The organism is Hypericibacter terrae (assembly GCF_008728855.1).
GTDB lineage: Bacteria > Pseudomonadota > Alphaproteobacteria > Dongiales > Dongiaceae > Hypericibacter > Hypericibacter terrae.
In genome coordinates, this window is sequence record NZ_CP042906.1 from 2,629,897 (window position 1) to 2,645,765 (window position 15,869).

Consider the following 15,869-nt stretch of genomic DNA (forward strand, 5'->3'; position numbering starts at 1 on the left):
GAGCGGTGGCCGTTTTCCTTGACGGGGGAGGGTCGCCGCTGTACATGAAGCGGCCCTGAAACGGGTGCCCTTTTGCGGGGGCGTAGCTCAGTTGGTTAGAGCGCCGGCCTGTCACGCCGGAGGCCGCGGGTTCAAGTCCCGTCGCTCCCGCCATTCCTTCCCTCAGACCTCTCGCCCTCGGACCCTCGCGATCGTCGCGAATCGGTCCGCGGATCGCGTCCGCGCCGGCGCGCGGATAGGCCCTCCATTGTGACCGTTTGACACGGGCGAGAGGAGCGCGCGGGGCCGGCCTAAAGCCTGTCGCCATCGACGATTTGTCCTTTCCGCTCCAGGACCGCCGCCTTATATTGGCGGCGCCTTTGGGGGAGAGCAGCTGACGCCGCCGCGCCGATATCGCGCGAGCGCCGAAGCGGCTCGACTCCCGTCCTGTGATGTCGGAGCGAACACGGGCCCATGTCCTCGCTGCTAGCGAATTACCTGCCGATCCTGATCTTCCTGGCCATCGCCATCGCGGTCGCCGGGGCCGCCGTGGGCGCCTCCCTGATCGTCGCCCGCCAGAACCCCGACAGCGAGAAGCTCTCGCCTTACGAATGCGGCTTCGACGCCTTCGACGACGCCCGCCGTCGCTTCGACGTCCGCTTCTACCTGGTCTCGCTGCTCTTCATCATCTTCGACCTCGAGGTCGCCTTCCTGTTCCCCTGGGCCGTCTCCCTGGGCGATATCGGGGTGTTCGGCTTCTGGTCGATGGTGGTGTTCCTCGGCGTGCTGACGGTCGGCTTTGCCTATGAGTGGAAGAAGGGAGCCCTGGAATGGGACTGATGCAACCGACCGGAGCCTCCCGCGACCAGGTCGTGGCGGAGCTGGGCCAGGAGCTCTCCGACAAGGGCTTCGTCGTCGCCCAGATGGACAAGCTCGTGAACTGGGCGCGCACCGGCTCGCTCTGGCCGATGACCTTCGGGCTCGCCTGCTGCGCCGTCGAGATGATGCATGCCTACATGGCGCGCTACGACCTCGACCGCTTCGGCATCGTGCCGCGCGGCAGCCCGCGCCAGTCCGACGTGATGATCGTCGCCGGCACGCTCACCAACAAGATGGCCCCGGCCCTGCGCAAGGTCTACGACCAGATGCCGGAGCCGCGCTGGGTCATCTCGATGGGCTCCTGCGCCAATGGCGGCGGCTACTACCACTACTCCTACGCCGTGGTGCGCGGCTGCGATCGCATCGTGCCCGTGGACATCTATGTGCCGGGTTGCCCGCCCACCGCCGAGGCGCTGGTCTACGGCATTCTGCAGCTGCAGAAGAAGATCAGGCGCACCACCACCATCGCGCGCTGACGCGCGTTTCCCTCCACGAGTTCCTTCAACACCCGAGATCAAACCGGCGATGACGCAATCCCCTCAGATCGCGACCGGCACGCTGAAAGACCTTGGCGAGTATGTCGCCGCCGCGCTGCCGGCCGAGGTCACGCGCTGGGAGATCAAGAACCGCGAGCTAATCGTCTGGGTGGCGCGGCCCTCGATCGTGAAGCTGCTGACCTTTCTGCGCGACGACAGCCACTGCCTGTTCAAGCAGCTCATCGACATCTGCGGCGTCGATTATCCGGAGCGCGAGGAGCGCTTCGAGGTCGTCTATAATCTGCTGAGCCTCAAGCACAACAACCGCATCCGCGTGAAGCTGAGCACCACGGCCGACGAGCCCGTGCCCTCGGTCGTGAGCCTGTTCAACTCGGCCAACTGGTTCGAGCGCGAGGCCTGGGATCTCTACGGGATTTTCTTCTCCGACCACCCCGATCTGCGCCGCATCCTCACCGACTACGGTTTCGAGGGCCATCCGTTCCGCAAGGACTTCCCGCTCACCGGCTATGTCGAGGTCCGCTACGACGAAGAGCAGAAGCGGGTCGTCTATGACAAGGTCAAGCTGGTGCAGGATTTCCGGGTTTTCGACTTCGAGAGTCCCTGGGAGGGCATCCTGACCCGACTGCCGGGCGACGAGAAGGCGAACAAGCCGTCATGAGCGAAAACCAGATCAAGCCGCTGACCATGAATTTCGGGCCGCAGCATCCCGCGGCCCACGGCGTGTTGCGCCTGGTCATGGAGATGGACGGCGAGGTGATCGAGCGGCTCGATCCGCATATTGGCCTGCTGCATCGCGGCACCGAGAAGCTGATCGAGTACAAGACCTATGTGCAGGCGATTCCCTATTTCGACCGCCTCGATTACGTCTCGCCGATGTGCCAGGAGCACGCCTTCGTGCTCGCGGTCGAGAAGCTCCTCAATCTCGAAGTGCCGCTGCGCGGGCAGTATATCCGCGTCCTGTTCGACGAGATCACGCGCATCCTGAACCATCTGCTGAACGTCCCGGCCTATGCCATGGACGTGGGCGCGGTCACGCCCTTCCTCTGGTGCTTCGAGCAGCGCGAGCTGCTCATGGAGTTCTATGAGCGCGTTTCCGGCGCGCGCCTCCATGCGGCCTATTACCGGCCGGGCGGGGTGCATCAGGATCTGCCGGCAGGCCTGCTCGACGACATCATGAAATGGGCCGAGGGCTTCCCGAAGATCCTCGCCGACATCGAGAGCCTGCTGACCGAGAACCGCATCTTCAAGCAGCGGCTGGTCGATATCGGCATCGTCAGCGCGGCCGAGGCGCTCGACTGGGGCTTCACCGGTCCGATGCTGCGCGGTTCGGGCGTGCCCTGGGACCTGCGCAAGTCGCAGCCCTACATGGTCTATGACCGGATGAAGTTCGACGTGCCGATCGGCAAGACCGGCGACTGCTATGACCGCTATCTGGTGCGCATGGAAGAGATGCGCCAGTCGCTGCGAATCGTGAAGCAGTGCTGCGAGGAGATGCCGGGCGGTCCCGCCACCAGCGACGACCGCAAGATCACGCCGCCCAAGCGCGCCGACATGAAGCGCTCGATGGAAGCGCTGATCCATCATTTCAAGCTCTATACCGAAGGCTTCCACGTGCCGCCCGGCGAGACCTACACCGCCGTCGAGGCGCCCAAGGGCGAGTTCGGCGTGTATCTGGTTTCAGACGGGAGCAACAAGCCCTATCGCTGCAAGATCCGCGCCCCCGGCTTCACCCATCTGGCGGCGATCGACTATTGCAGCCGCGGCTACATGCTCGCGGATTCGGTGGCGATCCTGGGTTCCATGGATATCGTGTTCGGCGAGATCGATCGATGAGTGCGTCTCAATCACCGGGGCCTGCGGAGCCGCAGAGCTTCGTCTTCACGCCCGAGAACAAGGCCGAGGCCGAGAAGTTGATCGCGCGCTACCCCAAGGGGCGGCAGCAGAGCGCGGTCATGGGCCTGCTGTGGCTGGCCCAGCGGCAGAGCGGCGGCTGGCTGCCGCGCGCGGCGATGGAGCATGTGGCGGCCACCCTCGATATGGCGCCGATCCGCGTCTATGAGGTCGCCACCTTCTACACGATGTACAACCTCAAGCCGGTCGGGAAGCACCACATCCAGCTCTGCCGCACCACGCCCTGCTGGCTGCGCGGCTCGGATGCCCTGCGCGAGGTGTGCGAGAAGAAGCTCGGCATCGGCCTCAAGGAAGTGACGCCCGACGGCAAGTTCTCGCTGGTCGAGGTCGAATGCCTCGGCGCCTGCGTGAACGCGCCCATGATCCAGATCAACGACGATTTCTACGAGGACCTCGACGCCAAGTCGATGGAAGCGCTGCTCGACAAGCTGGCCCGGGGCGAGACGCCCAAGGTTGGCTCGCAGACCGGGCGGCAGGGATCGGCGCCCGAGGGCGGGCCGACGACCTTGTTGAACGCGGCGCCGAAGGCGGGGGAGTAGGGCGATGCTGCGCGATGAAGACCGCATCTTCCGCAATCTCTACGGCACCGACGACTGGCGCCTCGCGGGCGCCCGTCGCCGCGGCCTCTGGGACAACACCAAGGCGCTGATCGAGCGCGGCCGCGACGGCATCATCGACGAGGTCAAGAAGTCCGACCTGCGCGGCCGGGGCGGGGCCGGGTTCCCCACCGGCCTCAAATGGTCCTTCATGCCGAAGCAGTCGGACGGGCGTCCGGCCTATCTCGTCGTCAATGCCGACGAGTCCGAGCCCGGCACCTGCAAGGATCGCGAGATCCTGCGCTACGACCCGCATATGCTGCTGGAAGGCTGCCTCGTGGCCGGCTTCGCCATGGGCACGGTCGCGACCTACATCTATATCCGCGGCGAGTTCTATCTCGAGGGGCTCCACCTGCAGGCCGCGATCGATGAGGCCTATGCGGCGGGCCTCATCGGCAAGAACGCCTGCGGCACCGGCTATGACCACGACATCTATCTGCATCGCGGCGCCGGCGCCTATATCTGCGGCGAGGAGACCGCGCAGCTCGAGAGCCTCGAGGGCAAGAAGGGCCAGCCGCGCCTGAAGCCGCCCTTCCCGGCGGCGGTCGGGCTCTATGGCTGCCCGACCACGGTCAACAATGTCGAAACCATCGCGGTGGCGCCGACCATCCTGCGCCGCGGCGCCGACTGGTGGCTCAAGATCGGCCGGCCGAAGAACACCGGCACCAAGATCTTCTGCATCTCCGGCCATGTGAACAAGCAGTGCAACGTCGAAGAGGAGATGGGCATCCCGCTCAAGGAGCTCATCGAGAAGCATGCCGGCGGCGTGCGCGGCGGCTGGGACAACCTGCTGGCCGTCATTCCCGGCGGGGCGTCGGTGCCGCTGCTGCCGCGCTCGATCTGCGACACGGTGCTGATGGATTTCGACAGCCTGCGCGAGGTCAAGTCGGGCCTCGGCACGGCGGCCGTGATCGTCATGGACAAGTCGACCGACCTGATCGCCGCGATCGAGCGGCTCTCGCATTTCTACATGCATGAGAGCTGCGGCCAATGCACGCCCTGCCGCGAAGGCACCGGCTGGATGTGGCGCATCATGGGCCGGATGGTGAAAGGCGATGCGACGCTCGACGAGATCGGCATGCTCGAGGACGTGACCAAGCAGATCGAGGGCCACACCATCTGCGCGCTGGGCGATGCCGCAGCCTGGCCGATCCAGGGGCTGATCCGCCATTTCCGCCCGGTCATGGAACAGCGGATCAAGGATTATCGCGGCCGCACCGCCAAGGCGGCGGAGTAACCCCCGCAATGAAGATCGAGCACCAGCGCGAAATCATGCAAGTCGTCGATGCGGACCTGTCGGGCTCGAGCTACCGGGACGCCAGCCTCGCCGGCACGACCTTCAATGACGTGAATCTGACGGGCAGCCGCTTCGCCGACGTCAACATGCAGCGGGCGCACATCGAGGACGCGGACTTGTCCTCGGCCCATATCCGCAACTGCAAGCTGGCCGGGATGCAGATCGATGGCGTTCCGGTCGAAGCCATGCTCGAAGCCTACCGCGCGTCCGCCAAGGGACAGAAATAGCCATGCCGAAACTGACCATCGACGGCCAACTGATCGAGGTCCCGGCGGGCCTGACCGTGCTTCAGGCCTGCGAGATTGCCGGGGCCGAGATCCCGCGCTTCTGCTATCACGAGCGCCTGTCGGTCGCCGGCAATTGCCGCATGTGCCTGGTCGAGATGGAGAAGTCGCCCAAGCCGATCGCCTCCTGCGCGATGCCGGTGGCCGAAGGCATGGTGATCAAGACCGACACGCCGCTGGTGCAGAAGGCGCGCAACGGGGTGATGGAGTTCCTGCTGATCAACCATCCGCTCGATTGCCCGATCTGCGACCAGGGCGGCGAGTGCGACCTGCAGGACCAGGCCATGGCCTTCGGCTATGACCGCAGCCGCTACCGCGAGCCCAAGCGCGGCGTGACCGACAAGGATTTCGGGCCGCTGATCAAGACTGCGATGACCCGCTGCATCCAATGCACGCGCTGCATCCGCTTCTCGACCGAGATCGCCGGCGTCCAGATGATGGGCGCGGCCGGCCGCGGCGAACATATGGAAGTCATTACCTATGTCGGCGAAGCGATCAATTCCGAGCTCTCCGGCAATCTGATCGACATCTGCCCGGTAGGCGCGCTGCTCTCCAAGCCCTATGCCTTCAGCGCCCGGCCCTGGGAGTTGGTGAAGACCGAATCCATCGATGTGCTCGACGCCGTCGGCAGCGCCATCCGGATCGACAGCCGCGGCCGCGAGGTCATGCGCGTGCTGCCGCGCCTCAACGAGGCGGTCAACGAGGAATGGATCGCGGACAAGACCCGCTTCGCCTGCGACGGGCTGAAGCGCCAGCGGCTCGACCGGCCCTATCTGCGCCAGGGCGGCAAGCTGGTGCCCGTGAGCTGGACCGAAGCCTTCGACGCCATCGCCAAGCGCCTGGACGGCGTACCCGGCGCGCGCATTGCCGCGATCGCCGGGGATCTGTCCGACCTTGAATCCATGTATGCGCTGAAAGGCCTGATGGGGGCGCTGGGCTCGGCCAACATCGATTGCCGGCAGGACGGCGCCGCCATCGATCCCTCGACCCGCGCCGGCTATCTCTTCAATTCCGGCATCGCCGGGATCGAGCAGTCGGACCTCTGCCTGCTGATCGGCACCAACCCGCGCTGGGAAGCGCCGCTCATCAATGCCCGGCTGCGCAAGCGCCATGTCATGGGCAATTTCAAGATCGCCTCGATCGGGCCCGCCACCAACCTGACCTATCCGGTCGAGACGCTCGGCGCCGGCCCCGACACGCTGGCCGCCATCGTCGAGGGACGCCATCCCTTCGCGGAACGCCTCAAGGCCGCCAAGAAGCCGATGCTGATCCTGGGGCAGGGGGCGCTGACGCGCGCCGACGGCCCCGCGATCCTGGCGCTCGCGCGCCAGCTGGCCGAGAACGCCAGCATGGTCCGCGAGGACTGGAACGGCTTCAACATGCTCCACACCGCGGCAGCGCGGGTGGGGGCGCTCGATATCGGCTTCGTGCCGGGCTCGGGCGGGCGCGACGTGAAGGAGATCATGGAAGGCGCCGCGAGCGGCGCCATCGACGTGGTCTATCTCCTGGGCGCCGACGAGATCGACATGAACCGCCTAGGCAAGGCCTTCGTGATCTATCAGGGCCATCACGGCGATGCCGGCGCCCACCGCGCCGACGTCATCCTGCCGGGCGCGGCTTATCCCGAGAAGAACGCGACCTACGTCAACACGGAGGGGCGGGTGCAGCAGGCACGGCTCGCCACCTTCGCGCCGGGCGATGCGTGCGAGGATTGGACCATCCTCCGGGCGCTCTCCGACCGGCTCGGCCGCAAGCTGCCCTTCGACAGCCTCGACCAGCTGCGCCAGCAGCTCTTCAAGCAGTTCCCGGACCTCGCGGCGCTCGACGGGAAGCCGACGGCGGCCTGGGGCCCATTCGGCAAGGCCGGCAGCGTTGACAACGCGCCGTTCCGTCTGCCCATCGACAATTTCTATATGACCGACCCGATCAGCCGCGCCTCGGCCACCATGGCGGCCTGCAGCGCGGCCTTCCTGAACGGATCGGAAGGCAAGACGGGCACCCATGACTGATTTCTTCATCAATTATCTCGGGCTTTATCTCGGCACCTTTGTCGCCCTGGTGCTGCTGATCCTCTTCATCGTGGTGCCCTTGTTGGGAGCGGTCGCCTATCTGACCTATGCGGAGCGCAAGGTGATGGCGGCGATGCAGCTGCGCCGCGGCCCCAATGTGGTCGGCCCCTTCGGCCTGGGGCAGCCAATCGCCGACGGGCTGAAGCTGCTGTTCAAGGAAACCATCATCCCGACCGGCGCCAACCGCGTGGTGTTCATCGCGGCGCCGATGCTGACCTTCATCCTGGCGCTGGTCGCCTGGGCGGTGATTCCGTTCGATGAAGGCATGGTGCTCGCCAACATCAATGTCGGCATCCTCTATCTTTTCGCGATCTCCTCGCTCGGCGTCTATGGCATCGTCATGGCGGGTTGGGCCAGCAACTCGAAATACCCCTTCCTGGGCGCGCTGCGATCGGCGGCGCAGATGGTCTCCTACGAGGTCTCGATCGGCTTCGTGATCGTGACGGTGCTGCTCTGCGTGGGCTCGCTCAATCTCTCGGCCATCGTCGACGCGCAGCGAACGGTGTGGTTTTGCATCCCGCTGTTCCCGATGTTCGTGATCTTTTTCATCTCGGCCCTGGCGGAAACCAACCGCGCCCCCTTCGATCTGCCGGAATCGGAATCCGAACTGGTGGCGGGATATTTCTCCGAATATTCGTCGATGACCTTCGCGCTCTTCTTCCTCGGCGAATATGCCAACATGATCCTGATGAGCGCCTCGACCACGGTGCTCTTCCTCGGCGGCTGGCTGCCGCCGGTGGGGATCGCGCCCTTCACCTGGATTCCGGGCTGGATCTGGTTCTTCCTGAAGATCTCGCTGGTCCTGTTCGGCTTCCTCTGGGTCCGCGCCACCTTCCCGCGCTACCGCTACGACCAGCTGATGCGGCTGGGCTGGAAGGTCTTTCTGCCGTTCACGCTGTTCTGGGTGGTGCTGACGGCCGGCGTCCTGGTGACGTTCGGCTGGCTGCCCCATCACGGTTGAGGAGCCGGGAGAGGGGCGTTCCGCCCTCGGGTCCCGGGTTCTCGAGAGTTAGAGAGAGGATTGTCTCATGTCCGTCCTGCAACGCAGCGCCAAGTCCCTGCTGCTGTCCGAGCTGCTCTCGGGCCTTGGACTGACTTTCCGCTACATGTTCCGCCCGCGGGTCACGATCAATTATCCCTATGAGAAGGGTCCGCTCAGCCCGCGCTTCCGGGGCGAGCATGCGCTGCGCCGCTATCCGAACGGCGAAGAGCGCTGCATCGCCTGCAAGCTCTGTGAGGCGATCTGCCCGGCCCAGGCCATCACCATCGAGGGCGAGCCCCGGGACGACGGCAGCCGGCGCACCACGCGCTACGACATCGACATGACCAAATGCATCTACTGCGGCCTCTGCCAGGAGGCCTGCCCGGTCGATGCCATCGTCGAGGGCCCGAACTACGAGTTCGCGACGGAGACCCATGAGGAGCTGCTCTACAACAAGCAGAAGCTGCTCGAGAACGGCGATCGGTGGGAGTCGCAGCTCGCGGCCAACATCATCGCCGATGCGCCTTATCGGTGAGAGGGAAGATGTCCAAGACCGAGTTTTCCCCCTCCGTGGCCCTCCCCTTCGAGGGGGGAGGGGATAAGAGGAGCAGTTTTATTTCCTCCCCCTGCAAGGGGAAGGGTGAGGGAGGGGGCTGCGCCGCTGCCCGCCGCCCGGCCGCCCAGACCAGGACCCGCCCATGATCGTCCAATCGCTCGCCTTCTATCTCTTCGCGGCCATCACGCTGGCTTCCGGCGTGATGGTGATCGCGTCGCGCAACCCGGTCCATTCGGTGTTGTTCCTGATCCTGGCCTTCTTCAACTCGGCCGGCCTCTTCATCCTGATGGGCGCCGAGTTCCTGGCCATGATCCTGATCGTGGTCTATGTCGGCGCCGTCGCCGTGCTGTTCCTGTTCGTCGTCATGATGCTCGATATCAATTTCGCCGAGCTCCGCAGCGGTTTCGCGACCTATCTCCCGATCGGCGGCTTCATCGGGCTGATCCTGGTGGCTGAGCTGCTGATCGTGGTCGGCGCCTGGGTGATCGCACCGGGGGCACCGCAGGCGTCGGTTTCACCCACGCCCTCGGGCGTGACCAACACCCATGCCCTGGGGCAGGTGCTCTATACCGACTATTTCTACCTGTTCCAGACGGCGGGCCTGATCCTGCTGGTCGCCATGGTCGGCGCCATCGTGCTGACGCTCCGCCGTCGCGACGTGCGCCGGCAGTCGATCTCGCGCCAGGTGTCGCGCCGGGCCTCGGAAACGCTTGAAGTCAAGGACGTGCCGACGGGGAGCGGCGTCTAAGCCATGCAGATCGGTCTCAGTCATTATCTTGCCGTCGCCGCGATCCTGTTCGCGCTGGGCTTCTTCGGCATTTTCCTCAACCGGAAGAACGTGATCATCATCCTGATGTCGATCGAGCTGATGCTGCTGGCCGTCAATATCAACCTGGTTTCGTTCTCGGTCTTCCTCAACGACATGGTCGGCCAGGTCTTCGCCATGTTCGTGTTGACGGTCGCGGCGGCCGAGGCGGCGATCGGCCTGGCGATCCTGGTGGTCTATTTCCGCAACCGGGGATCGATCGCCGTCGAAGACATCAACATGATGAAGGGTTGAGCGGCCATGGATGTCGCTATCGTCTTCCTGCCGCTTCTGGCCGCGGTCATCGCCGGCTGTTTCGGCCGGCTGATCGGGGATCGCGCCTCGCAATTCGTGACCTGCGGCGCGCTGCTGATCTCAGCCGTCCTGGCGGGCTTCGTGTTTGTCGACGTGGCGTTCGACGGCAATGTGCGCACCACCGAGCTCTTCACCTGGTTCAAGTCGGGCGAGTTCACCACGTCCTGGACGATCCATGTCGACACGCTCACCGCCGTCATGCTGGTGGTGGTGACCGGTGTCTCCTCGATGGTCCATGTCTATTCGGTCGGCTACATGGCCGAAGACAGCTCGATTCCGCGCTTCATGGCCTATCTCAGCCTCTTCACTTTCTTCATGCTGATGCTGGTGACGGCCAGCGACTTCATGCAGCTGTTCTTCGGCTGGGAAGGGGTGGGGCTCTGCTCCTACCTGCTGATCGGCTTCTGGTACGACCGGCCCGCGGCCAATGCCGCGGCGATCAAGGCCTTCATCGTCAACCGGGTCGGCGATTTCGGTTTCGCGCTCGGCATCATGGGCGTGTTCCTGGTGTTCCGGTCGGTCGACTTCGCCACCGTCTTCGGCGCCGCGCCGTCGATGGTCGGCACCTCGATCGACTTCCTCGGCATGAAGGTGGACACCATGACCACCCTCTGCCTGCTGCTGTTCGTGGGCGCCATGGGCAAGTCGGCGCAACTCGGGCTCCATACCTGGCTGCCGGACGCGATGGAAGGCCCGACCCCGGTCTCGGCCCTGATCCATGCCGCCACCATGGTGACGGCCGGCGTCTTCATGGTCTGCCGTCTCTCGCCGATGTTCGAGCTGGCGCCTCATGCGCTGGCCGTCGTCACCATCGTCGGCGCCTCGACCGCGATCTTCGCCGCGACCATCGGGCTCTGCCAGAACGACATCAAGCGCGTCATCGCCTATTCGACCTGCAGCCAGCTCGGCTACATGTTCTTCGCCGCCGGCGTCTCGGCCTACGGCGCGGCGATGTTCCACCTCTTCACCCACGCCTTCTTCAAGGCGCTGCTGTTCCTCGGCTCCGGCTCCGTGATCCACGCCATGCATCACGAGCAGGACATGCGCAAGATGGGCGGGATCTGGAAGCTGATCCCGATCACCTATGCCCTGATGTGGATCGGCAGCCTGGCGCTCGCCGGCATCGGTATCCCGGGCGTGTTCGGCTTCGCCGGCTTCTACTCCAAGGACATCATGGTGGAGTCGGCCTGGGCGGCCCACAGCGGGGTGGGGCAATATGCCTTCTGGCTCGGCATCGCCGCGGCGCTGATGACCGCCTTCTATTCATGGCGCCTGCTGCTCATGACCTTCCATGGCAAGCCGCATGCGGACCATCACACCATGGAGCATGTCCATGAATCGCCCTGGGTGATGCTGGTACCGCTGTTCGTGCTGGCGATCGGCGCCACCTTCGGCGGCATCGTCTTCTATGATTACTTCGTCGGCCACCACATGGCCGCGTTCTGGGGCGGCTCCCTGAAGGTTCTCGAAGGCCACGACACGATCGAGGCGGCCCATGAATCGCCGCTCTGGGTCGAGTTGGCGCCTCTGGCGATGGGCCTCGTCGGCATCGCGCTCGCCTATCTGTTCTACAGCTTGCGGCCGGAGCTGCCGGCGACGATGGTGCGGAATTTCGGCGCGATCTACCGCTTCCTCTACAACAAGTGGTATTTCGACGAGCTCTACGACTTCCTGTTCGTTCGTCCGGCGCATTATCTCGCCTATGGCCTCTGGAAACAGGGCGATGGCGCGTTGATCGACGGGCTGGGGCCCGACGGCGTCTCGGCCGTGACCCGGAATCTGGCCCGGCGGGCCGGACGGCTCCAGTCCGGTTACGTCTATCACTACGCGTTCGTCATGCTGATCGGCGTGGTCCTGTTCATCACCTGGTATCTCTTCGTGCAGGCGCGCTAGATCATGTTCAGCGGTCTCCCCATCCTCTCGCTCGTCACGTTCCTGCCGCTGGTAGGGGCCTTCTTCATTTTTCTGATCCGCGGCGAGCCCGAGGTCGTCGCGCGCAATGCCCGCAATGTGGCGCTCCTGACCTCGGTCGTGACCTTCCTGCTGTCGCTCGAGCTCTGGTTCGGATTCGACCGCGGCAGCGCCGACTTCCAGTTCGTCGAGAAGGCCGACTGGATCCCGCAGTTCGGGATCGCCTATCACATGGGCGTGGACGGCATCTCGGTCCTGTTCGTGCTGCTGTCGACCCTGCTGACGCCGATCTGCATCCTGTCGAGCTGGGAAGCCATCACGGTTCGCGTCAAGGAATACATGATCGCGTTCCTTGCGCTCGAGACGCTGATGGTGGGCATGTTCTGCGCCCTCGATTTCGTGGTCTTCTACATGTTCTTCGAAGGCGTCCTGATCCCGATGTTCCTGATCATCGGGATCTGGGGCGGGCCGCGGCGCGTCTATGCTTCCTTCAAGTTCTTCCTCTATACGCTTCTGGGTTCGGTGCTGATGCTGCTGGCGATCCTCGCCATCTATTTCGAGCTGCACACGACCGATATCCCGACCGCCCTGGTTCACCAGTTCGCGCCGTCCCTGCAGACCTGGTTGTGGCTGGCCTTCTTCGCTTCCTTCGCGGTCAAGGTGCCGATGTGGCCGGTCCATACCTGGCTGCCCGATGCCCATGTCGAAGCGCCGACGGCGGGCTCGGTCATTCTGGCGGGCGTCCTGTTGAAGATGGGCGCCTATGGCTTCATCCGTTTTTCGGTCCCCATGCTGCCCGACGGATCGGCCTTTTTCACGCCGCTGATCTATACCCTTTCGTTCATTGCGGTGATCTATGCCTCGCTGGTGGCGCTGGCCCAGGAGGACATGAAGAAGCTGATTGCCTATTCCTCCGTGGCTCATATGGGTTTCGTCACGGTCGGCATCTTCACCCTGACCCAGCAGGGCATCGAAGGCGCGCTGTTCCAGATGCTCAGCCACGGCATCGTGTCGAGCGCGCTCTTCTTGTGCGTCGGCGTGGTCTATGACCGCATGCACAGCCGCGAGATCGCGCGCTATGGCGGCCTGGTCCATCGCATGCCCCGCTATGCCGCGGCATTTATGCTCTTCATGCTGGCCTCGGTCGGGCTGCCCGGCACCAGCGGATTCATCGGCGAGTTCCTGGTCATGGTCGGCGCCTTCCAGGCCAGCAGCTGGGTCGCCTTCCTGATCGCGACCGGCATGATCCTGGGCGCCGCCTACATGCTGTGGCTCTATCGGCGCATCATCTTCGGCAAGCTCGAAAAACCCGATCTGCAGTCGATCCTGGATCTGAGCTGGCGCGAGGTCGCCGTCTTCGCGCCGCTGGCGGTGCTGGTGCTCTGGATGGGCATCTACCCCGTCTCCTTCCTGGAGTTCATGTCGCCCACGGTCGAGAAACTGCTGGCCCAGCATCAGGCGGCGTTATCCAGCCCGCCGGCGCCAGGCATGGCGGACATGATCCAGAGTTCCTGGAAGACCTTGACCATGGCCTTGGACTAAGGGGAAGACGCGCATCATGAATCAATCTCTTCTCCTGGCTCTGCCCGAGATCGTGATCGCCGCTTCGGGGCTGCTGCTGCTGATGTTCGGCGTGTTTCGCCGCGGTGTTTCCACCCGCGCCGTCTCCTGGCTGGTGGTCGCGGTCCTGATCGTCGCCACGATCCTGGTGCTGACGGCGCCCGGCCAGACCGGCCATGCGTTCGGTGGCCTGTTCGTCACCGACCGGTATGCCGTCTTCGTCAAGGTTCTGGTGCTGCTGTCGGCCGCGGTCGCGATGATCATGTCGCTGGGCTATATCGAGCGCGAGCAGATGGCGCAATTCGAGTTCCCCGTGCTGCTGCTGTTCTCCACGCTCGGCATGATGCTGATGATTTCGGCCAACGATCTCATCTCGCTCTATGTCGGCCTCGAACTGCAGAGCCTGGCGCTCTATGTGATCGCCGCCTTCCGCCGCGACACGATCCGCTCCACCGAGGCAGGCCTCAAATATTTCGTTCTCAGCGCCCTCAGCTCCGCCATGCTGCTCTATGGCAGCTCGCTGATCTATGGTTTCGCCGGCACGACGAAATTCGACGGACTGGCCACGCTGCTCGCCGGACTGGGAGGGGCGCAGCCTTCGCTGGGCCTGATCGTCGGGCTCGTGTTCCTGATTGCGGGACTGGCCTTCAAGGTCTCGGCGTTTCCCTTCCATATGTGGACGCCCGACGTCTATGAAGGGGCGCCGACGCCGGTGACCGCCTTCTTCTCCATGGCGCCCAAAGTTGCCGCCATCGGCCTTTTCGGCCGCGTGCTGATCGGACCGTTCGGGTCGGCGATCGGCGATTGGCAGCAGATCATCTGGTTCATCTCCTTCGCCTCGATGGCGTTCGGCGCGGTCGCGGCCATCAATCAGCGCAACATCAAACGGCTGATGGCCTACAGCTCGATCGCCAATGTCGGCTACGCCCTGGTGGGCCTCGCCGCAGGAACGCCCGAAGGCCTCAGCGGCATGCTGATCTACATGGCGATCTATGTCGTGATGAATGCAGGCGCCTTCGCCGTCATCCTGGCGATGCGCCAGCAGGGCCGCATGGTCGAGGGTCTCTCGGACCTGGCCGGCTTGGGCAAGACCCAGCCGCTGGTGGCGGCATCGTTCGCGATCTACATGTTCTCGCTGGCCGGCATTCCGCCGCTGGCGGGCTTCTTCGGGAAATTCTTCGTCTTCCGGGCCGCGATCAATGCCGGACTCTATTGGCTTGCGGTCCTGGGCGTGCTGGCAAGCGTGGTGGGCGCCTTCTATTACATCCGCATCGTCAAGATCATGTATTTCGACGAGCCGCGCGAAGGCTTCGACAAGCCGGTGGAATGGGAGCTGGCGGGGGTCCTGACCGTGTCGGCCCTGGCCCTTCTCCTCTTCTTCCTTCTGCCCTTGCCGCTGCTGGCCGGGGCCGATACGGCCGCGGCCGCGCTGTTCCACGGATGACGCTGGGCCGTCCCGCACTCCCCGATTTCTTCCGCCTCCACGCCCACGAGACCATCGGCAGCACGATGGAGGAATGCCGGCGCCTGGCCGCCGAGGGGGCGCCCGAGGGTAGCCTGGTCTGGGCGGGCGAGCAGACGGCGGGGCGCGGACGGCGGGGGCGGGGCTGGGCCTCGCCGCCGGGCAATCTCTATCTCTCGCTGCTGCTGCGCCCCGGCCTGCCGCCGGCCGACGGCGCCAAGCTCGGTTTCGTGGCCTCGCTCGCCATGGGCGGGGCCCTGGCGGGCCTGCTGCCGCGGAGCGAAGAGCGGGTGCGGCTCAAATGGCCCAATGACCTGCTGATCGACGGCCGCAAGACGGCCGGCATCCTGCTGGAGGGGCAGCCGGGGCCGGAGGGGCGGCTGGCCTGGGTCATCCTCGGCATCGGGGTCAATGTGGCGAGTTTCCCGTCCGATACGCCCTACCAGGCGACCTCGCTGACGGCCGCCGGCGGCCCCGCCGACCCGGCCCTGCTGCTGGCGGGTTTTGCCGCGCGTTTCCCGGGATGTTACGACTCCTTCCGCCGGGAGGGCTTCGGGCCGACCCGGGCCGCCTGGATGAGCCGCGCGGCCGGGATCGGGCAGCCGATCGAAGTGAGGCTGGAGCAGGAGACCGTCGCGGGACGATTCTCGACCCTCGACGAGGAGGGCCGGCTCTGGCTCGACCTGCCCGACGGCAGCCGGCGCAGCTTCACCGCCGGCGACGTGTTCTTCCCGGGCCTTTGAACGGAAACCTTGAAAGCACCGCC

General features: G+C 65.0%; 16 protein-coding genes and 1 tRNA gene. All 17 read left to right on the plus strand.

Features of this window, described 5'->3' with window-relative positions; all coding sequences use genetic code 11:
• Positions 1-76: 76 nt before the first annotated feature.
• A tRNA-Asp gene (locus FRZ44_RS11975) sits at positions 77-153 on the plus strand.
• Between the two features lie 300 nt (positions 154-453).
• Positions 454-819, plus strand: a complete 366-nt coding sequence (locus FRZ44_RS11980) for an NADH-quinone oxidoreductase subunit A (RefSeq protein ID WP_151177404.1) — start codon at positions 454-456, stop codon at positions 817-819.
• Positions 810-1,334: a NuoB/complex I 20 kDa subunit family protein gene (locus tag FRZ44_RS11985; protein ID WP_151177405.1), complete on the plus strand. Its 525-nt coding sequence runs from the start codon at positions 810-812 to the stop codon at positions 1,332-1,334. The genes FRZ44_RS11980 and FRZ44_RS11985 overlap by 10 nt, the downstream gene beginning before the upstream one ends.
• 49 nt (positions 1,335-1,383) lie before the next feature.
• Positions 1,384-2,013, plus strand: a complete 630-nt coding sequence (locus FRZ44_RS11990) for an NADH-quinone oxidoreductase subunit C (protein WP_151177406.1) — start codon at positions 1,384-1,386, stop codon at positions 2,011-2,013.
• Positions 2,010-3,188, plus strand: coding sequence for an NADH-quinone oxidoreductase subunit D (locus FRZ44_RS11995; RefSeq protein WP_151177407.1), 1,179 nt, complete (start codon positions 2,010-2,012; stop codon positions 3,186-3,188). The genes FRZ44_RS11990 and FRZ44_RS11995 overlap by 4 nt, the downstream gene beginning before the upstream one ends.
• On the plus strand, positions 3,185-3,805 hold the full coding sequence (gene nuoE / locus FRZ44_RS12000; protein ID WP_151177408.1) for an NADH-quinone oxidoreductase subunit NuoE: 621 nt from the start codon (positions 3,185-3,187) through the stop codon (positions 3,803-3,805). The genes FRZ44_RS11995 and nuoE overlap by 4 nt, the downstream gene beginning before the upstream one ends.
• Before the next feature lie 4 nt (positions 3,806-3,809).
• Positions 3,810-5,099: an NADH-quinone oxidoreductase subunit NuoF gene (gene nuoF / locus FRZ44_RS12005; protein ID WP_151177409.1), complete on the plus strand. Its 1,290-nt coding sequence runs from the start codon at positions 3,810-3,812 to the stop codon at positions 5,097-5,099.
• Positions 5,100-5,107: 8 nt separating this feature from the next.
• Complete coding sequence (locus tag FRZ44_RS12010) at positions 5,108-5,386, plus strand: pentapeptide repeat-containing protein (RefSeq protein ID WP_151177410.1); 279 nt, start codon at positions 5,108-5,110, stop codon at positions 5,384-5,386.
• A gap of 2 nt (positions 5,387-5,388) precedes the next feature.
• Entirely contained in the window at positions 5,389-7,452 is a 2,064-nt protein-coding gene (gene nuoG / locus FRZ44_RS12015) for an NADH-quinone oxidoreductase subunit NuoG (RefSeq protein ID WP_151177411.1), read from the plus strand.
• The gene (gene nuoH / locus FRZ44_RS12020; protein WP_151177412.1) at positions 7,445-8,473 is read left to right on the plus strand and encodes an NADH-quinone oxidoreductase subunit NuoH; all 1,029 of its coding nucleotides are present in this window, start codon (positions 7,445-7,447) and stop codon (positions 8,471-8,473) included. Before nuoG ends, nuoH begins: the two co-directional genes overlap by 8 nt.
• A 67-nt stretch (positions 8,474-8,540) precedes the next feature.
• Complete coding sequence (gene nuoI, locus FRZ44_RS12025; RefSeq protein ID WP_151177413.1) at positions 8,541-9,029, plus strand: NADH-quinone oxidoreductase subunit NuoI; 489 nt, start codon at positions 8,541-8,543, stop codon at positions 9,027-9,029.
• A 163-nt stretch (positions 9,030-9,192) separates the two neighbouring features.
• Complete coding sequence (locus tag FRZ44_RS12030; protein ID WP_151177414.1) at positions 9,193-9,798, plus strand: NADH-quinone oxidoreductase subunit J; 606 nt, start codon at positions 9,193-9,195, stop codon at positions 9,796-9,798.
• A gap of 3 nt (positions 9,799-9,801) precedes the next feature.
• Positions 9,802-10,110: an NADH-quinone oxidoreductase subunit NuoK gene (gene nuoK, locus FRZ44_RS12035; RefSeq protein WP_151177415.1), complete on the plus strand. Its 309-nt coding sequence runs from the start codon at positions 9,802-9,804 to the stop codon at positions 10,108-10,110.
• A gap of 6 nt (positions 10,111-10,116) precedes the next feature.
• Entirely contained in the window at positions 10,117-12,063 is a 1,947-nt protein-coding gene (nuoL, locus tag FRZ44_RS12040; protein WP_151177416.1) for an NADH-quinone oxidoreductase subunit L, read from the plus strand.
• 3 nt (positions 12,064-12,066) lie between these two features.
• A complete protein-coding gene (locus tag FRZ44_RS12045) occupies positions 12,067-13,623 on the plus strand; it encodes an NADH-quinone oxidoreductase subunit M (protein ID WP_151177417.1) in 1,557 nt (518 codons plus the stop codon).
• A 13-nt stretch (positions 13,624-13,636) separates the two neighbouring features.
• On the plus strand, positions 13,637-15,085 hold the full coding sequence (gene nuoN / locus FRZ44_RS12050; RefSeq protein WP_191908592.1) for an NADH-quinone oxidoreductase subunit NuoN: 1,449 nt from the start codon (positions 13,637-13,639) through the stop codon (positions 15,083-15,085).
• The gene (locus tag FRZ44_RS12055) at positions 15,082-15,846 is read left to right on the plus strand and encodes a biotin--[acetyl-CoA-carboxylase] ligase (RefSeq protein ID WP_151177419.1); all 765 of its coding nucleotides are present in this window, start codon (positions 15,082-15,084) and stop codon (positions 15,844-15,846) included. Before nuoN ends, FRZ44_RS12055 begins: the two co-directional genes overlap by 4 nt.
• Positions 15,847-15,869 lie beyond the last annotated feature (23 nt).